Origin of the sequence: Shewanella xiamenensis (genome assembly GCF_014647135.1) — a bacterium.
Taxonomy (GTDB): domain Bacteria; phylum Pseudomonadota; class Gammaproteobacteria; order Enterobacterales; family Shewanellaceae; genus Shewanella; species Shewanella xiamenensis.
In genome coordinates this window covers 38,579-55,343 of sequence record NZ_BMOP01000013.1, presented here as the reverse complement: position 1 = coordinate 55,343, position 16,765 = coordinate 38,579, and the positions used below count along the sequence as shown (strand labels likewise).

The 16,765-nt window shown below is 46.5% G+C and carries 14 protein-coding genes; 7 read left to right on the top strand and 7 right to left on the bottom strand.

Annotated features, from left to right (window positions below):
* Nucleotides 1-290 precede the first annotated feature (290 nt).
* Entirely contained in the window at nt 291-1,922 is a 1,632-nt protein-coding gene (locus IEY09_RS12540; RefSeq protein ID WP_188871285.1) for a methyl-accepting chemotaxis protein, read from the top strand.
* Nucleotides 1,923-2,176: 254 nt separating this feature from the next.
* On the opposite strand, the gene IEY09_RS12535 is transcribed toward IEY09_RS12540, so the two are convergent.
* A complete protein-coding gene (locus IEY09_RS12535; RefSeq protein ID WP_037416378.1) occupies nt 2,177-2,953 on the bottom strand; it encodes a DUF4097 family beta strand repeat-containing protein in 777 nt (258 codons plus the stop codon).
* Nucleotides 2,954-3,223: 270 nt separating this feature from the next.
* Between IEY09_RS12535 and IEY09_RS12530 the strand changes: the two genes are divergently transcribed.
* Complete coding sequence (locus IEY09_RS12530) at nt 3,224-3,991, top strand: class I SAM-dependent methyltransferase (RefSeq protein ID WP_188871283.1); 768 nt, start codon at nt 3,224-3,226, stop codon at nt 3,989-3,991.
* Nucleotides 3,992-4,015: 24 nt separating this feature from the next.
* Here the strand turns inward: IEY09_RS12530 and IEY09_RS12525 are convergent, their stop codons facing one another.
* From IEY09_RS12525 to IEY09_RS12515, 3 genes are all read right to left on the bottom strand, one after another.
* Nucleotides 4,016-6,007, bottom strand: coding sequence for a M14 family metallopeptidase (locus IEY09_RS12525; RefSeq protein ID WP_188871280.1), 1,992 nt, complete (start codon nt 6,005-6,007; stop codon nt 4,016-4,018).
* 131 nt (nt 6,008-6,138) lie between these two features.
* Nucleotides 6,139-7,257 (bottom strand): FUSC family protein, encoded by a 1,119-nt coding sequence (locus tag IEY09_RS12520; protein ID WP_188871278.1) that lies wholly within the window; start codon nt 7,255-7,257, stop codon nt 6,139-6,141.
* A gap of 256 nt (nt 7,258-7,513) precedes the next feature.
* Nucleotides 7,514-8,752, bottom strand: coding sequence for a dicarboxylate/amino acid:cation symporter (locus IEY09_RS12515; RefSeq protein ID WP_037427568.1), 1,239 nt, complete (start codon nt 8,750-8,752; stop codon nt 7,514-7,516).
* A 489-nt stretch (nt 8,753-9,241) separates the two neighbouring features.
* Here IEY09_RS12515 and IEY09_RS12510 point away from each other — a divergent pair, with 489 nt between their 5' ends.
* The 4 genes from IEY09_RS12510 (at nt 9,242) to IEY09_RS12495 (ending at nt 12,260) form a co-directional block, all read left to right on the top strand.
* Complete coding sequence (locus tag IEY09_RS12510) at nt 9,242-10,423, top strand: porin (RefSeq protein ID WP_069453828.1); 1,182 nt, start codon at nt 9,242-9,244, stop codon at nt 10,421-10,423.
* Nucleotides 10,424-10,599: 176 nt separating this feature from the next.
* Nucleotides 10,600-11,175: an FMN-binding protein gene (locus IEY09_RS12505; RefSeq protein ID WP_080612421.1), complete on the top strand. Its 576-nt coding sequence runs from the start codon at nt 10,600-10,602 to the stop codon at nt 11,173-11,175.
* 28 nt (nt 11,176-11,203) lie between these two features.
* Nucleotides 11,204-12,016, top strand: a complete 813-nt coding sequence (locus IEY09_RS12500; RefSeq protein ID WP_069453827.1) for a PepSY-associated TM helix domain-containing protein — start codon at nt 11,204-11,206, stop codon at nt 12,014-12,016.
* A gap of 85 nt (nt 12,017-12,101) precedes the next feature.
* Nucleotides 12,102-12,260 (top strand): hypothetical protein, encoded by a 159-nt coding sequence (locus tag IEY09_RS12495; RefSeq protein WP_167352739.1) that lies wholly within the window; start codon nt 12,102-12,104, stop codon nt 12,258-12,260.
* A gap of 269 nt (nt 12,261-12,529) precedes the next feature.
* On the opposite strand, the gene IEY09_RS12490 is transcribed toward IEY09_RS12495, so the two are convergent.
* The 3 genes from IEY09_RS12490 to hslR form a co-directional block, all read right to left on the bottom strand.
* Nucleotides 12,530-14,071 (bottom strand): phosphoenolpyruvate carboxykinase, encoded by a 1,542-nt coding sequence (locus IEY09_RS12490; protein ID WP_037416403.1) that lies wholly within the window; start codon nt 14,069-14,071, stop codon nt 12,530-12,532.
* 198 nt (nt 14,072-14,269) lie between these two features.
* A complete protein-coding gene (gene hslO / locus IEY09_RS12485; RefSeq protein WP_172589900.1) occupies nt 14,270-15,130 on the bottom strand; it encodes an Hsp33 family molecular chaperone HslO in 861 nt (286 codons plus the stop codon).
* A 36-nt stretch (nt 15,131-15,166) separates the two neighbouring features.
* On the bottom strand, nt 15,167-15,565 hold the full coding sequence (gene hslR / locus IEY09_RS12480) for a ribosome-associated heat shock protein Hsp15 (protein WP_037416410.1): 399 nt from the start codon (nt 15,563-15,565) through the stop codon (nt 15,167-15,169).
* A gap of 251 nt (nt 15,566-15,816) precedes the next feature.
* Here hslR and gspC point away from each other — a divergent pair, with 251 nt between their 5' ends.
* A complete protein-coding gene (gspC, locus tag IEY09_RS12475; RefSeq protein WP_037427535.1) occupies nt 15,817-16,743 on the top strand; it encodes a type II secretion system protein GspC in 927 nt (308 codons plus the stop codon).
* The last annotated feature ends 22 nt before the right edge of the window (nt 16,744-16,765 follow it).

The window sequence follows — 16,765 nt, the reverse complement described above, 5'->3', positions numbered from 1 at the left end:
TACGCCGGGAAGTTGGTTGAGCGGTAACGCTGTTGGTTTAACGGGTTTAGAGTTTATCGAGACACCCATTGTTAAATTTTGCCCCACATTTATCGCTGTTACTTTAAATCATGTATTAGCTAAGGTTATGCCTTTTAGAAACCTGCAAATAACTACTATTAATTTAGTGATTAATTATCCGTTCGGATAGCGAAAGTTGAATGTCTGGCTTATATATTTATGGAGGGAATAAGCCTGTATCAGGCGTTGTATAAACACATTTGAGCATAGTCATTATTGTCGGGGTCTACATGCGTAATCTAAAGATAAATCATCTTTTACTTGGAGCTTTTGCAATTCCCATGGTTGCGATTCTTGGGTTAGCCATGCTGGCGATAGGTAAAATGCAAGTCATTAATGAGCAATCCACCGTCATATCCAACGACTGGCTACCATCCGTGCGCGTTATAGAACGACTGAATGGCCAAACGGCAGATCTTAGGGTGTTAGAATCCCGTCATATTCTCTCGTTGGACGATGCTCAAATGCGAGATACTGAACGCGAATTGGATAAAATAAAAGAGAAAATTGACGAATCTATACGCACCTATCAACAACTGATTAGCGAGAATGAAGAAAAAGTCATATTCAATGATTTTAATCGCTTGTATAAGGAGTACCTGGGAATTCAGCAGAAGCTTCTCACTCTCTCAAGAGCAAACAAGAATGAAGACGCCAAACAACTGCTGTTAACCGAATCTCTCAATGCTTATAACGAATACTCGGATTTATTACTCCAATTATCTGATTTAAATAGCAAAGGAGCACAAGCTGCGAGCAGTTATGGTGATGAGATTTACGATGAATCGATAAAAATAATGCTATTTATCTTAGTCATTGTTTCGCTATTGGTATTAGCTACATCGATTATCATATCAAGATTTATTGTAACTTCGATTAAGACAGTTCAGGCCTTTATTTCTAAATTAGCAAATGGTGATCTTACAGATCGAATTAACGATATTGGTAATAACGAATTGGGTCTATTGGCAAAGGGATGCAATGATACTGCTGATAAAATTTCTGAAATGACCGAGCAGTTGATTAACGTTGCCGATAATACAGCGACTTCTGCGGAAGTATTGGCCTCCACTATGAATCAGGTTGAAAATAACTCTAAGCAAATGCTGGTTCAGGTAGAACAAATCGCGACCGCACTCAATCAAATGTCCAGTACAGCCCTAGAAGTCAGTAAAAATGCAACTGAGGCTGAAACCAGCGCAAGGGAGGCAATGGATAATGTCACAGTGGGTAATAAATCCCTCGGTGAATCTGATGTCATTTCTGAAAAAATCGGTGCAGCCATTCGTGATTCAGGAGCCATAGTGAATCAACTAAAAGATTATTCGATAGAAATCGGCTCTGTTATTGACGTTATTACCAGTATTTCCGAACAAACTAATTTACTGGCATTAAATGCTGCAATTGAAGCGGCACGGGCCGGAGAAGCTGGACGCGGTTTTGCTGTCGTGGCAGATGAAGTACGCTCACTTGCCGCTAAAACACAACAATCGACTATTGATATTCAAGGGATCATTTCCAAGCTACAGTCTCAAGCAGAAAAAGCTGATCATTACATGAAAGCAAATGCAAGTTTGTTAGATGAATCTCAAATGGTTTCGGAAAAGGTACGTAACGCTTTTCATGGTATTTCCACGTCGGTTAATACAATTTCTAATGTCAATACTGTTGTTGCAACGGCTTCTAGTGAACAATCAAGTGTGACTGAAGATATCTCCCAAAATATTTCCTCTACAGTTGAAATAGTCGACCAAAACGTAATGGGTGTTGGCAGTGCCAGCAAGGCCTGCCACGATGTGTTGGCTGAAGCTGGTAAACAAAAGCAACTACTTGCCTTTTTCAAAACAAAACGTCGATATTGAGTGAATAAGTCGACACTAAAAAGTCAGGACAGGCATTACTCGGTTATCAATGGTAGCACCCAATCCCGGAAAGTCTCAGGCGGAAAAAAGATGCCACTACAAGGGGTTAGTGGCATAAAGTGCATAAGATTGTCCATGGAACGGTAACACTAAAAAGGGTGGGTAGAAGACTGACATTTTGGTTGGGAACCGTTACAACATCAGTCTCTACGCCGGGAAGTTGGTTGAGCGGTAACGCTGTTGGTTTAACGGGTTTAGAGTTTGCTTACTGGGCCATCGATTTTATCGAAGCTCACATCCCCTGAACCTGCTGAGAGAATGGTTAAGCCCTTAGTGTTCACCACATTGATATCGCCTGAGCCATCGTTAATGGTGACTGTGCTTTGCACATTAGCGACTTCAATTTCGCCAGAGCTGTCATCAATGGTGATGCTGCCTTTAATATCATTAACTTGGATACCACCAGAGCCGTCGACAATGGCAAGGTTGCCGTTGACTTGGCTGACTTCAATCGCGCCAGAACCATCGTCGATACTGACATTATTGCCGCCATGGATAACCAGTTCGCCTGAGCCATCCTTCACCTTAATATCCGCAGTCATCTTGTTGATAAACATAGCACCTGAGCCATCGTCGATATCTAGCGCTAATCCTGCTGGCACTTGTAGTTTTAAATCGATATAGGGTGAGTAATTGTTAAAGCTGCTATGGGATTCAAAGTCGGCCTTAAGCTTGGCTTTGTTGGCCTTTTTCTCAAGGGTGAGAATCACTTTGCTATCGTCATTGCTATAGATATCAGCGACTAACTTAATTTGGGTCAGGCCTTCGACACCGATGATTTCAAGGCTGCCCGCGCCTGTTTCTGCAACGAGCTCCTGTAAGTCTTGAGCATCGAGGCTGAGTTCACGTTGCTGGTGGTCTAAATCCGGCATGCCAGCGGCGTTCACATTGATAATGCAGCCAGTGAGTGACACGCCAACCGTAAAGACGGCGATAAACCCGAGGGTGAATATAAAAGGGCGTAGTGACATTTTCTTCTTCCTTGTTATCGACACTCGACGACCGACTGAGTGCTGAGCTATTAGCGATAAGCTTGATATCAGTCGAGATTGCACATCCTATGCCAATTTTAAAATGTATTAATAATCATGCGGATAAGTTAAATGTGTCCGCTTGACCGTAGGCGGACATGTCCGCTGAATAAGTGATTTTTCCCAAAGAGTGGTGAAATTACTCACTTATTCAGTTAGCGTGTGTCCAACATTCCTGCTTGATTTAAAGCGCAACTAGAAAGGATTCACATGGATTACTTAACGACCAATAAAACCGCCTGGGATGCCCGCACTCGAGTGCACTTAACTTCTGATTTCTATGATGTTGAAGGCTTTTTGAGTGGCAAAACATCCTTAACGGAAATCGAGCTAAACGAGCTTGCGGTGACGGGCAAAAGCCTACTGCATCTGCAATGTCATTTTGGTTTAGATACCCTGTCGTGGGCGCGAATGGGCGCAAAAGTGATTGGGGTTGATTTATCCGAGGTGGCGGTTGCTGAGGCGCGCAAGCTGGCGCAGCAGACGCAGTTGTCTGCCGAGTTTATTTGTAGCGATGTCTACAGCGTTGTAGGCAAGGTTGAGCCGCAAGATATTGTTTTTACCTCCTATGGCGCGATTGTTTGGTTGCCGGACTTAACACTCTGGGCGCAGACCATTGCGGCGTGTTTAAAGCCCGGCGGACAGTTTTATATGGCCGAGTTTCATCCGGCGCAGCAGCTATTCGATGGCTATAGCTATTTTAATCGCGGAGAGCCAGATATTGAGCAGGAAGGAACCTATACCGAGAATGCCGGTGATGAGCAGCAAACCTTAATGTGCTGGTCGCATAGCTTGTCTGAGGTGATCAATGCTTTATTGCAGGCGGGCTTAGTGTTGGAGTTCTTCCACGAGTTTGCGTTTAGCCCCTATAACTGTTTTGCAGGGCTAGAGGCGCAAGCCGATGGTCGTTATGTACTAAAACACCAAGGGCAACAGGTGCCCTTGGTGTATAGCATTAGCGCGCGTAAGCCTGCTTAATCCTTGCCGTTTTTAACTGCGGGATTAACGGCTACGGTAGACTGGATACTTAAGATATTGATTATCGTAGTAAGGACTGCGCTCATAGAACCAGCGTAGGCGTGCCTCGGGATCGGCGGCAAACGCTGGGTTTTCAAGCGCTTTGTTAAATTCCGCCTGTAGCTTGGGATCTTCCTTAAGCATCTTGGCGGCCAGCGGCTCTACGGCGTAGTCCTCAATGTATTCGGTACGGGTAAAGATAGGGTTGAAGAAGCCCCATTGCAGTAATGAGTCCGGTGATTGTGGCTCAAGCAGTAAAATCGCCAGATCGCCTAAGGGTTGATCTGTACTGATTTTCACTGTGCCTGCGGGCAAGGTGGTGGTCAGTTTCGCCAGTGTCGAGTCGGCCTTCACTGTGAGTCGCCCCTCGAACGCCTTGGTATTAAACACCGGATTGCTCAGGCTATATTGCTGCAATTTAAGCTCAGTCGGTTTGCTTAAACGTGTCATCCTAATGCCGTGTAGATTCAAGCGGTCGATCACTTGTGTCCACTGGGCGGGAATATAGTAAGCACTCGGGCGAGTGACTTTGATATCCGGCACGGTTTCGGCCATCACTGGTAAATTCGGGTACAGTTTAGGCTCGCCTGTCCAACGCACTACCTCGGTGCCGCTAATCGGGCTCTGCTCAAGAGTGTAGTCGATGCCTTTAAAATCCCAGCCTTTAGCCAGTGGCGCTGATTTCCACGTTAATGTGATCAGTGGCGAGGCGCGGTATTTATCCTCTTGAATCGCACTCTTTAACTTGGTCGCTTGGTTGCCCACGGTTTTAAGGGTTTGCTCAAGTATTACATAGGTGCCAAGTACGCGCTGCTTAAAGGGTTTTAAGCTGTGGTTCTCAATCAAAATGGTGGGTAGATGGCGGGCATCACCATAACCATTGGAGAAGCGTGGGCTTGGGTTCCACAGTGACATGCCTTTAGTGATATCGGCATTGTCGACGGCAAAAATCAGCGGGCCAGGAATATGACCTTGGGCACTTAGCGCGGCTTCGACCGCTGGGCGGTAGCTATTTTCGAGCCAGCGAAAGCTCGCGGGACTCAAGCCTTGGGCGAGGTTGTAGCCGAAGGTGATGTCGTACTGGTAGTCGATGCCGTCGGTGACATGCACATCGATATACAGATCCGGTTGCCACACATTGATGGCCCGCAGCATATTCTGCATTTCTAAGGTGTCGGCCTTGGCATAGTCACGGTTCAGGTTGAGATTATTGGCATTGGTGCGCCAGCCCATATTCACCGGGCCACGTTGGTTAACGCGATTAAATTCGCCGCTGCGCTCATGGGCATCAACGCTAAACATAGGCACAAACAGCAGGTTGGCTTTTTCGAGTAGCTCGCTTTTGTCACCTTTGACTATATCCCGCAGTAGCATCATGCCTGCATCTTTACCGTCGATTTCACCGGCATGGATACCGGCTTGCACCAGAATCGTCGGCTTAGTGTTTTGCTTTAGCCGTGCCGATTCGTTAATGCCTTCACTGCTGGCGACATACATCCAAATATCGCGGCCTTGAGGGCTCTGACCTAGGCTGACTTTTTGCAATTTGGTGGTTTCGGCCGCCAATCGGTCGAGCCATGCGATGGTATCGTCATAGCTTGGGCTTTCGGTGCCGTTGCTTTGCTCGAAGGGCGTCGCCCATTCGTTATCGGCGCTGAGTAACAGAGCTTCGCTGCCACCATGCCACGTGATGCTCGGCGGGAGAATGGCATCATTGACAAAGGTATTAGCGCGAGTCGGTGTCGCTGCGACTTCGGGAGCGGTTTCTGTCGCGCTCAAAGCGCTACTGCTGGCATTTGTTTCAACCGCGTCGGTTTTAGCGGCCTCAGTGCTGGCAACTTCAGCGTTGGCAGCTCCAGAATTAGTCACTTCGGGTTGTGCGACTTCGGTATTCGCGGCAACGGCTAATTGGGCTGTGAATAATGAGCCCGCCGATAAGCAGGCAATGGCGATAACGGAAGGGGAAAACAAGCGCATGAAAACAGTCCACACATCGAATTTTTATTAGGGCGGTATCTTTTCATTAAGCCCCTGCAAGTGCAAGGGCTGCCAAGGGTTTATCTTGGTCTGAGGGAGTGATTTTTCGCTGCTATTCCCGTGGTGACGGCCTATGCGCGCTTGGTAGTTTTATGTAACACGGTTTGTCCGCGATAGGCGACTTCGATAATCTCGATATCGGCGTAGAGAGCTTCGACGGCAATGGCGAGTTGATAGATAAGCCAGCCGTATCCCGTGAGGGCAAATCCCTGTGCGACTTCATTCGCCAAAGGGGGCGAATTTGGTGTCTGAGCGGCCAAGCTAAGTTGTAATCTGTGTTGCAACTCTTGCTCTAGGGCGGTGGGCAGCGTCGGTAAAGCCGCGGTTTTACCCGCAACAAATTCGCCAAGGCGTTGCAGATAAGCCGTAAGCTCGGCGGCGACTTTGTTGATTTGGTGGTAAGCCTCTTTGTCGGCCTCCTGCCAGCGACTCAAAGGTAATAGCTCGAGTAGGGTGATCAGCCGCACCTGTTTATTAACTAATTCCGCCAGCAGCACTTTATGTTTTTTCAGGGTTTGGCTTTCCCACTCGAGGGAGAAAAACAGTTTCTTCTGGGTTAATACCGCCTTCATTGCCGCCTCGAGTTCGGCGCGAAAATCTAAATCATGGTTGGCGGGGGCCTGTAAATGTTGGGTCAGCACCTTGGCCATATTATCTATGGCATTGGCGAGCTGGCTGCGCCAGTCCTGCTTGGCCTTAATCGGGAAGATAAACAGCGACACCAGAATCGCGATAACACAACCCAGCAGAATATTGGCCGTGCGCCATAGCGCCTCAGAGGTATCATGATTAGCATCGCCCACCACGATAATAATGGTGAATCCTGCCACCAGATAGGCATAACTGTAGCGTCCCGCTGAGATAAAACAAATCAGCGTCACCCCTAAAATTAACAGCCCCATAATCAGCCAATAACTGTCGAGTGTGGCCACTAACATCACGCCATAAGCCGAGCCTAAACAAGTGCCTACCGCCCGTTGCAGAGACTTTTCAATCGCACCACCCACCTGTGGCAGACTCATCATAATGATCACAATCGTCACCATGCTCCAAATAAAATGCGGCGGTGACCAAATGGCATTAATGGTGACGGCAATCAGCAGGGCGAGGCCGAGTTTGAGGGCGTGAATGGCGCGGAAATGGCGATAGATAAAGTCGGCAAAAGGGCTTGCAGGGGCAAAGACGGACATAATGCAACACTCCTTTGGACTGATGGTAGCCAAGCCATTATCGCAGAAACGCACTTCGCCCGTGTGGCTTGGCAGATAAAGAAATGCAAATTGCGAGGCGGCGCTGTTTGAGCTTAGTCCAAGGCACCGCCAAGATCACATTAAAGCTAGGTAATTGATATTAAATCAGTAAGATAGCATGCGGTCTGTACAAGGCTCAGTCATAAAAAAGGCTTGAATAAGCAAGCCTATTCAAGCCTTAGGATGCGCGTGCGTGTTAACTCGGTTCTTGAGTCGGTTGCTCCGCAGTGTACTTATCCATAATCACGGCACAGGCGGCGTCACCTGTGATGTTTAGCGCGGTGCGGATCATGTCAAACACTCGGTCGAGGGCGAATAACAGCGGTAAACCATCAATGGGAATACCCGCAGCCAATAGCACTGCGACCACTAAAAATGATGGACCTGGCACACCCGCTTGGCCAATGGCGCCTAAGGTGGAGGTAAAGATAATCGCGGCATAGGCGGTCATTGAGAGGTCAATGTTGTACATTTGCGCGAAAAACATCGCGACCAGACCATAATAAATCGCATTGCCGCTCATATTGATGGTGGCACCTAAGGGCAGCACAAAAGCGGTGGTGGCCTTAGAGACCTTAAGATCTTCTTCGCAGGTTTCCATGTTCACTGGCAGCGTGGCCATTGATGACGCGGTAGACAGTGCCATCACCTGCGGCTTTTTCATCGCCGAAATAAACTGGCGTGCCGAGACCTTAGAAAACAGCTGCACCACTATGGGGAAGAACACAAAACCATAGAGCAGAATCGCGGCCACAAACACGGCAAACAGCTTAAACACGACTTCTAAGGCATCAAAACCAAAAGTGCCGACGGAATCGGCCATCAAACCAAACACACCGATAGGGGCAATCACCATCACGCAGTTGATCATCCACACAAAGGCGTCAACGACGGTATTTAACGCCGCCATGATGGGCTTAGCTCCATCGCCTTTGACCTTCGTCAGTGCGATACCAAAGAAAATACTAAATACCAGTATTTGCAGGATATTTCCGCCATTTAGTGATTCGAACACATTGGTTGGGATCATGCCGATAAAGGTGTCGATCACTCCGGGGAGTGCGCCATGTTCGGCGGTCACTTCCATCAAGCCACTGCCACTGTGGGCGGTAAAGTCAACACCGGCGCCGGGTGTAAACACCTTACCCATCACTAATGCCAAAGCGACAGCAAGCCCTGAGGTGACAATAAAGAAGCCAAAAGTGCCTACGCCAATCTTACCCGCCGAGGGGCTATCACCTAAGCTGGCGGCGCCACTTATGATTGACACCAGTACCAATGGGATCACTAGCATTTTGATTAAATGGATAAAAATGGTACCAAGCGGTGCGAAGATACTCGCACTTTCACCCATCATAAAACCCACCAGTGCGCCAATAATCATGGCGATAACCACTTGTACACCAATGTTGCCTAATAAACTCTTGCTCTTCATTCTTGCGAAACTCCCCGGTTGCCGCAGCATTTTGTGTCTTAAGACTCGTTATCTATTTACAGGTCAGCCTTTGCTTTTAGCGTAAAAAGCTCAGCCCCGACAGGTTTTTTGGGCGCCTAAGGTATCACAGTTGCTGTAACGGGTTTTGTGAAACATCATCAATCTTGGTTTGAAAATAACCAAAACCTAAATAACACAACCTATAAATGATTAATGTTTAAAAATGTGTGCGTTAAAATGGAGTTTGTTTAGTTTAGGCTTGGGTTTTACCCATCGAATTGATGAATTGTGATTTTGGCTGAGCACGTTATCAGAATAGTAAAAAAGATTTAGTAATCAGCGGGTGTTACAGGTGTAATTTTTATGTAAATAAAAATTGATTTTGATCATAAATCCAAATGCGAATTGTTTGCATTATTTTGTTTGCTGTGTAAAATCCTCACAAATTTTTACATTAATTTACAAATAACAACCATTCTGGGAAATATGATGAAGAAAACACTACTTGCTACTGCACTATTAGGTCTTTTTGTTAACCCTCAAGTTATGGCTTCAGATGAAACTCAAGAGCTGCGAAAAGTGATTGAGCAGCAACAGCAAGTACTGAAGGATCTTGAAAAACGCTTAGAAGAAACTGAAAAGCGAGTAGAAAAAACCGCCGATGCCGTTGAAGAAACAGGCTCACACAAGAGCGCAACTACCATTGGTGGCTATGGCGAACTGCACTACAACAATATTTCAGACAATATCAAAAATACAGACAAGAAAGAGTTCGATTTTCACCGCTTTGTATTGTTCTTTGGTCATGAATTTACACAAAACACCCGTTTTTTCTCTGAGCTAGAAGTAGAACATGCACTGGCTGGTGAAAGTAAAAAAGGTGAAGTGGAGATAGAACAAGCCTATGTAGAGCATGATTTTAACAAGGACTTCACGGGTAAAGCGGGTCTGTTCTTGATGCCTGTGGGTATTATCAACGAAACTCACGAGCCACCAACATTTTACGGTGTTGAACGTAACCCTGTAGAAGCTAACATTATCCCTGCAACTTGGTGGGAAGCGGGCTTAGCGTTAAATATCAAAGCTGCACCCGGTCTTGCATTTGATACCGCAGTGACCAGCGGTTTAGCGGTTGCCACTACAGGGGATAAGGCTTTTAACATTCGCAGTGGTCGTCAAAAAGTCTCGGAAGCCAAGGGTGAGGAGTTAGCGTATACCGCGCGGGTGAAATATACCGCAGTACCAGGTTTAGAGTTGGCCGCTTCGGCACAATATCAATCGGATTTAACGCAAGGAGCCGCAGGTGTTGATACTGCATCGGCGACGCTGCTCACCGCTCATGCAATTTACAGCATTCAAAACTTCACCCTTAAAGCGTTATATGCTCAATGGGATATTGATGGTAAAGAGGCCGAGGCGCTCGGACAAGACAAGCAGAAAGGTTATTACATTGAGCCTTCATATCGCTTCAACGAAAGCTTTGGCATATTTGCCCGTTACAATGCGTGGGATAACAAAGCTGGCAACAGCACTGATACTGAAATCACTCAAACTAACCTAGGTGTCAATTACTGGTTGCATGAAAATGTGGTCTTTAAAGCTGACTATGAAAAAGTGGGCGGTGCTAAAGATGCTGACGGATTTAACTTAGGTGTGGGTTACCAGTTCTAAACCCCATTGCTAACCTGAATCAGGTCATGTTTTACATATGACCTGATTCTGTTTACGCTCTTTACTCTCGGCCGTTAACTTCGCGCGAAAGCGACAAAGTGCCAGTATATTCAGTGAATGAGTCTCCTATGCTTTCTTGGCTACAGTCGATTTAGTTTTCACCTTTGAAGGTTATTATGGATCTTTTTTTCTCATCACTGACAAAAGTGAGTCAGTGCTTTGTCAGATCATGCATTAGCAGTCTAACCATTTTGTTGATTCTGCTTTGCCCGCTAAGGGGGGGGGCGGTTGAATATCAAACCACCGATGCCTTTATTCAACAGGCATTTAATGGCAGCAAAGGCACAGCTAAAGTCTATTGGGTTGACGACAGTGCGAAGCAGGTCATTGAATCGATACTTGCACATAGCTTTAATAAAATGCGTATCCGTTATTGGCAGCAAGATAATGAAACCGTGTGGATTTTAGATGAAATAGGTAAAGAAGCTCCTATTACCGTTGGTATTCATATTAAAGCTCAAGCAATAGTTAATACTAAGGTATTGATTTACCGTGAAAGTCGTGGTGATGAAGTTCGCCATAGTTTTTTCACGGATCAATTCAAGAGCGCAAAGCTCGTCAATCAAACACAACTTGATCGCCACATTGATGGCATTACAGGTGCAACGTTATCGGTAAGAGCTTTGACGAAACTGTCACGTATGGCTTTGTGGTTAGATAGTCATGTTACTGATATCGACAAGAGTCAATAATCGTTAATTAACCAAAAAACGTATCACTATGACTCGAAAGCATAAATATCAAGCAATACAAAAAGTGAATTACACCCTATCACGCGTGCTACGTCCATGGCACCGCAGATTGGGTATTATTAGTTGTCTATTTATCCTATTACTCGTTGTGACAGGGATTGCCATTAATCACAGTCAACATTTGCACTTGAGTAAAGCCTTTGTGCAACAAGCGTGGTTGTTGGATTATTATGGGATTATAGCGCCTAAGCATATTGTTCAATTTGGCAGCGACTCTAAGCCGCTATTGATCACCGACAACCGACTTTGGTTGGAGCATGAACAAATACTCGAGGCTCAAAGCCAATTAATTAGTGCGGCTTACTTTTCCAATATGTTGATTGCTATAGATAGTGAGCAGCTTTATCTATTTGATAGGGAAGGTAAAATACTCGAGACCCAAAATCAAAGTACTGGATTACCCAGCGGTTTAGAGGCATTAGCCATAGAGTCAATTCACCTTCTTGATGGGCCTAATACTCAAGCTGAGCCAGTTAATTACATTTGGCTTAAAGCTGCTACAGGGTATTTCCGTGCTGATGAAAATCTTATCGATTGGATACCCATGCAACCATTAGCGCCTCTCTCTTGGGTAACCCCAAATGATTTGGTCGACGTTAACCTAGTTCGATATGCACGTAGTACTAACCTTAACTGGGAGAGGGTGATGCTGGATGTGCATAGTGGTCGTGCATTTGGTATCTATTCTGTGTGGATATGGGATTTTTTCGCTTTAGCGTTACTCCTTGTCTCATTCAGTGGTTTGTGGATCTGGATAAAACAGACTAAACCCAGACGATAGTTTTTCGTTGCAAATGTCCTCCGTCCAATTTGACAATCGTTGTATATTGGATTGCCCAAGGCGGGATTCATGTAGCGGATATTTGATGTTTAAGCTAGTTGGGCCTTTCGTTGTCGTTGTATTGGTAACCGTGATGAGTGGTGGCTATGGCTATCATTTCGCAGATAACGGAATTGGTCGCTTTGCTCATGATACTGCCATCGAAAATGCTCTTTTTCATTATCAAAAAAGCTGGAGTGATTGAGCAAATACAAAAAGGTCTACTGGTCTGTATAATTGAACAGTTACAAAGCCTTCAATCTGCTGATCTCACATTTCTAAAATCCTGCCAACAGTATGAATGTCTAGAGTGATTACAAGCTGAGATGGCATCAGTGTTAGCAAGCTAAAGCGCACAATGCGTTTATAGAGATTGGATCATTTCTTATCTAGGTCAACTGCGGTTTTTGCCATAAGAAAATGCCGACTATTGAAGTCGGCATTGGTTGTTAATCTTAACTTGCAGCTATCTCATTACGCCTTTGGACCCGCGTTACGGATGGCGTCTGACACTTGATACTTCGCGAAGTTCTTAGTGAAGGCTTCGGCCAGTTTTTGGGCGTATTCGGCGTACAGTGCTTTATCGCTCCAAGTGTTCACTGGGTTGAGTAGATTGCTGTCGACACCGCTAACCGCTACAGGCACCGCGAGGTTTAAGGTATCTAAATGAACGGTTTCAACGTTTTTCAGCTCGCCGCTGACAATCGCATCGACAATGGCGCGGGTGGTTGGGATGTCGAAACGTTTACCAATACCGTGTGGGCCGCCAGTCCAGCCAGTGTTAACTAAGTACACTTGGCTACCGAATGATTCGATACGCTTCATCAGCAGCTCAGCATACACGCCCGCAGGACGTGGGAAGAAAGGTGCGCCGAAGCAGGTAGAGAAGGTGGACTGAATCGCCGAGGTTGAACCGATTTCAGTCGAACCGACTTTCGCGGTGTAACCAGAGAGGAAGTGGTAAGCCGCTTGCTCTTTGCTCAGGATAGAAACCGGTGGCAACACGCCAGACACGTCGCAGGTTAAAAACACCACTGCGTGAGGCTCGGCGCCACGGTTGTCTTCTTTACGCTGGGCGATATGCTCGAGCGGGTAAGCCGCACGGGTGTTTTCAGTCAGGCTGCTGTCTTTGTAGTTAGGTACGCGGTGCTCGTCCATTACCACGTTTTCCAGCACAGTACCGAAACGAATCGCATCCCAAATCACAGGCTCGTTCTTTTGGCTCAGGTCGATACATTTGGCGTAGCAGCCGCCTTCGATATTGAATACGCCGCCCGGTGCCCAGCCGTGCTCATCGTCACCGATCAGGAAGCGTTTTGGATCCGCAGACAGGGTGGTTTTACCTGTACCCGACAGACCGAAGAATAGGGTGGTGTCGCCGTCTTTACCTACGTTTGCCGAGCAGTGCATTGGCAATACGCCTTGGGCTGGCAGCAGGAAGTTTTGCACGGAGAACATCGACTTCTTCATTTCGCCAGCGTATTTCAGGCCCGCTAGCAACACTTTGCGCTCGGCAAAGTTTAAGATCACCGCCGCATCTGAATTGGTGCCATCACGCTCAGGAACACAGACGAAGTCTGGCGCGTTGATGATTTGCCATACAGGCTTGTCTTGACGGTTAAATTCTTCTGGGATGATAAAAAGGTTGCGGGCGAACAGTTGGTGCCAAGCGTATTGAGTCGTCACGCGCACTGGCTGGTAATGTTCTGGGTCTGCACCGACTTCGAGGTCAGATACAAACAACTCTTTATCGGCGAGGAATGCTTCTACACGCGCCCATAATCCTTCAAAAGCACCGGGTTCAAATGCTTGGTTGACGGGTCCCCATTCGATATCAGCCGCTGAACTAGGTTCTTTAACAATAAAACGATCGCCAGGAGAGCGACCTGTGCGTGTACCGGTTTTGGCAACCAGCGCACCATTGGCGGTTAATTCACCTTCGCCGCGGAGCAGGGCAAATTCGACCAGTTGTGCTGTTGAGGGGTTGTAATGAACGCGGTTTAATCCATCCGCCATAGTGAGGTCTCCATTTACTTGTATTTGTAAGGTTATTTTTTATCGATCGTCTGCCGATTTTGCTTTTATTTATCGCCCGAGGCGTGCTAGGGGACAAAGTGTGCCGATTGTATCCTATCCGTGGCTAAAGTGTGAGCTGGATCATTGAGGTGGTACAAAAAAGGGCACCCAAGGTGCCCTTTGACAGTAAGTAAAAACTTACTGCTGGGTATTTGAAGTGGTGCCATTGGCATAGATTGCTGCAACATCAATAGCATCGAACACGTATTTTGCATTGCAGTATTCACAACCCATTTCGACCTTACCGTCTTCCGCCAGAATGGCTTCGACTTCCGCTTGATCGATGGTTTTAATCGCCGCCGCGCTGCGCTCGCGTGAGCAAGTGCATTTAAAGCTGACTTCGATAGGATCGAACAGACGCACTTCTTCTTGATGATACAAGCGGTGTAATACGTCCTGCGCTTCTAGGGTGAATAACTCTTCCGCCTTGATGGTCGCTGTCAGCTGACATAAATGCTCGAAGTCGGCATTATGATCTTCTTGGCTTGGTAATATTTGCAGGAACATGCCAGCAGCTTGTTTACCGTCGGCAAATAGCCACATTGCTGTGGGTAATTGCTCTGACTGGTTAAAGTAGTCTTCGACACAGGCGGCTAAGGTGGGTTTATCAAGGGCGACCACGCCTTGATAGCGTTCGCCTTCGTCCGGTGTGAGGGTGATAACCATATAACCTTGGCCAAACAGATCGGCTAGGCTGGCATCGTCTGCTAACTCGCCATCCCAGCGGGCGATACCGCGTAATTGCTGCAGGTTATTGCCATTGATCACCGCCAGCGATACTGGGCCATTCCCTTGCAACTGCACGCTAATATCACCGCTAAATTTTAGGGTGGCGGTTAATAAAGAGGTCGCCGCTAGCAATTCGCCGAGCAGGGTTTGCAGCACAGGAGGATAGGCATGTGAACCTATTACCTGCTGATAGCTGTCTTGCAATTGCACCAGTTCACCACGCACATCGGCATTATCGAACAGGTAGCGGTGTAAAATATCTTGGGTCATTTTGTATCTCACTATTAGGTAACTTTTACGTAATTCTTAGCATTCTTTAAATCGGATAAGTTGGCGTCGTTGCTTTTTATCCGGTTTATGGTCGGGTGCAGGATTATTAAGAATATTCAATCGTCTTGCTTCGGCATTTAACGCGCGTTTAGCGATGCTGGCGGCGGTTTCTTCGTACAATTCCTGTGCAATTGATGCACTTTGGCGTGATTCTGATAATTTTTTTATGACGATCTCTTTATCGTCATAACCTTGTCGTATCTTAAGGACGGCACCTATCTCAGCATTCTTACTAGATTTGGTGCGCGCACCGTTGTAATGTACTTTGCCGCCGTTGATCATTTCTTTGGCTATGGCTCGGGTTTTATAAAAACGTGCGGCCCATAACCATTTATCGAGTCGAACGCTGCCACTGTCGCCTGAACTTTGTGTCATAGTGTCTCCAAGATAAAAGATCGATGAGTTCACATGCTGAGTAATAAAATGCCTAAGTCGCATTGCTATTATGTTAAAGAGTGGTGCGCTTCACACCCTTTTTAGGCGGGCAAAGTTAGCATAAATGGCCAATTTTCGCCAATTGCAATACTGTTATGGGGTTGTTGCCAAATGCGGCCTAGGTTAGCATGTGGCGAACATGATAATTTTTATAATCAGAACAGAGACCTGTATTGAGGGTCCACATAAATATGGATTTATTAGATAACGTTATCGCAAAAGCTGCAGGTATTCCGCATAAGCCGTTGAGTCAGGTTGTTTTCTGGCTTGGTTTTATTCTGAGTTTACTCTTAGCCGCGCAAATTACATGGAAACTCGTGCCTACCACCTCTTCTCCTACAGCATGGTCTCCCACTGCGGTGACCACGGCGGGTAAAGGGGCTGGGCAAATTGATCTGGCAGGATTACAGCAACTCGCACTTTTCGGCAAAGCCGACGCCAAGGCGGATAAACCTAAAGTCGAAGTGGTCGAAACCGTAACCGATGCGCCAAAGACTTCCCTTTCTATTCAACTGACGGGGGTGGTGGCATCCACCGCTGACCAAAAAGGTCTGGCGATTATTGAATCCAGTGGTAGCCAAGAAACCTACAGCTTGGGTGATAAAATTAAGGGTACATCCGCTTCGTTAAAAGAAGTCTATGCAGACCGGATTATCATTACCAATGCGGGTCGCTATGAAACCTTGATGCTTGATGGTTTGGTTTACACCAGTCAAAGCCCAGCGAATCAACAATTACAAAAGGCCAAGAGCGGAAAAGCTGAAGTCGTTAGCCGAGTGGATCAGCGCAAGAATGCTGAAATCTCTCAAGAGCTGGCCGAATCTCGCAGTGAACTCTTAGCCGATCCCAGTAAAATTACTGACTATATTGCGATTTCGCCCGTGAGACAGGGAGAAAACGTTGTTGGCTATCGCCTCAATCCTGGCAAAGATGTGAACCTATTTAAGCAAGCAGGCTTTAAACCCAATGACCTTGCTAAATCGATTAATGGATACGACCTGACCGTAATGAGTCAGGCGTTAGAAATGATGAGCCAATTGTCTGAATTAACTGAAGTTTCTGTTATGGTTGAACGGGAAGGGCAGTTGGTTGAAATCATGTTTAGTTTGCCGCAATAACACGCGTTAGGGGAAAGTAAAA

What these genes read in the sequence shown, in the direction of transcription:
- gspC (WP_037427535.1), top strand. Translation starts at nt 15,817, where the DNA reads ATGGATTTATTAGATAACGTTATCGCAAAAGCTGCAGGTATTCCGCAT.
- IEY09_RS12510 (WP_069453828.1), top strand. Translation starts at nt 9,242, where the DNA reads ATGAAGAAAACACTACTTGCTACTGCACTATTAGGTCTTTTTGTTAAC.
- IEY09_RS12500 (WP_069453827.1), top strand. Translation starts at nt 11,204, where the DNA reads ATGACTCGAAAGCATAAATATCAAGCAATACAAAAAGTGAATTACACC.
- IEY09_RS12505 (WP_080612421.1), top strand. Translation starts at nt 10,600, where the DNA reads ATGGATCTTTTTTTCTCATCACTGACAAAAGTGAGTCAGTGCTTTGTC.
- hslO (WP_172589900.1), bottom strand. Translation starts at nt 15,130, where the DNA reads ATGACCCAAGATATTTTACACCGCTACCTGTTCGATAATGCCGATGTG.
- hslR (WP_037416410.1), bottom strand. Translation starts at nt 15,565, where the DNA reads ATGACACAAAGTTCAGGCGACAGTGGCAGCGTTCGACTCGATAAATGG.
- IEY09_RS12525 (WP_188871280.1), bottom strand. Translation starts at nt 6,007, where the DNA reads ATGCGCTTGTTTTCCCCTTCCGTTATCGCCATTGCCTGCTTATCGGCG.
- IEY09_RS12530 (WP_188871283.1), top strand. Translation starts at nt 3,224, where the DNA reads ATGGATTACTTAACGACCAATAAAACCGCCTGGGATGCCCGCACTCGA.
- IEY09_RS12490 (WP_037416403.1), bottom strand. Translation starts at nt 14,071, where the DNA reads ATGGCGGATGGATTAAACCGCGTTCATTACAACCCCTCAACAGCACAA.
- IEY09_RS12535 (WP_037416378.1), bottom strand. Translation starts at nt 2,953, where the DNA reads ATGTCACTACGCCCTTTTATATTCACCCTCGGGTTTATCGCCGTCTTT.
- IEY09_RS12495 (WP_167352739.1), top strand. Translation starts at nt 12,102, where the DNA reads ATGTTTAAGCTAGTTGGGCCTTTCGTTGTCGTTGTATTGGTAACCGTG.
- IEY09_RS12540 (WP_188871285.1), top strand. Translation starts at nt 291, where the DNA reads ATGCGTAATCTAAAGATAAATCATCTTTTACTTGGAGCTTTTGCAATT.
- IEY09_RS12515 (WP_037427568.1), bottom strand. Translation starts at nt 8,752, where the DNA reads ATGAAGAGCAAGAGTTTATTAGGCAACATTGGTGTACAAGTGGTTATC.
- IEY09_RS12520 (WP_188871278.1), bottom strand. Translation starts at nt 7,257, where the DNA reads ATGTCCGTCTTTGCCCCTGCAAGCCCTTTTGCCGACTTTATCTATCGC.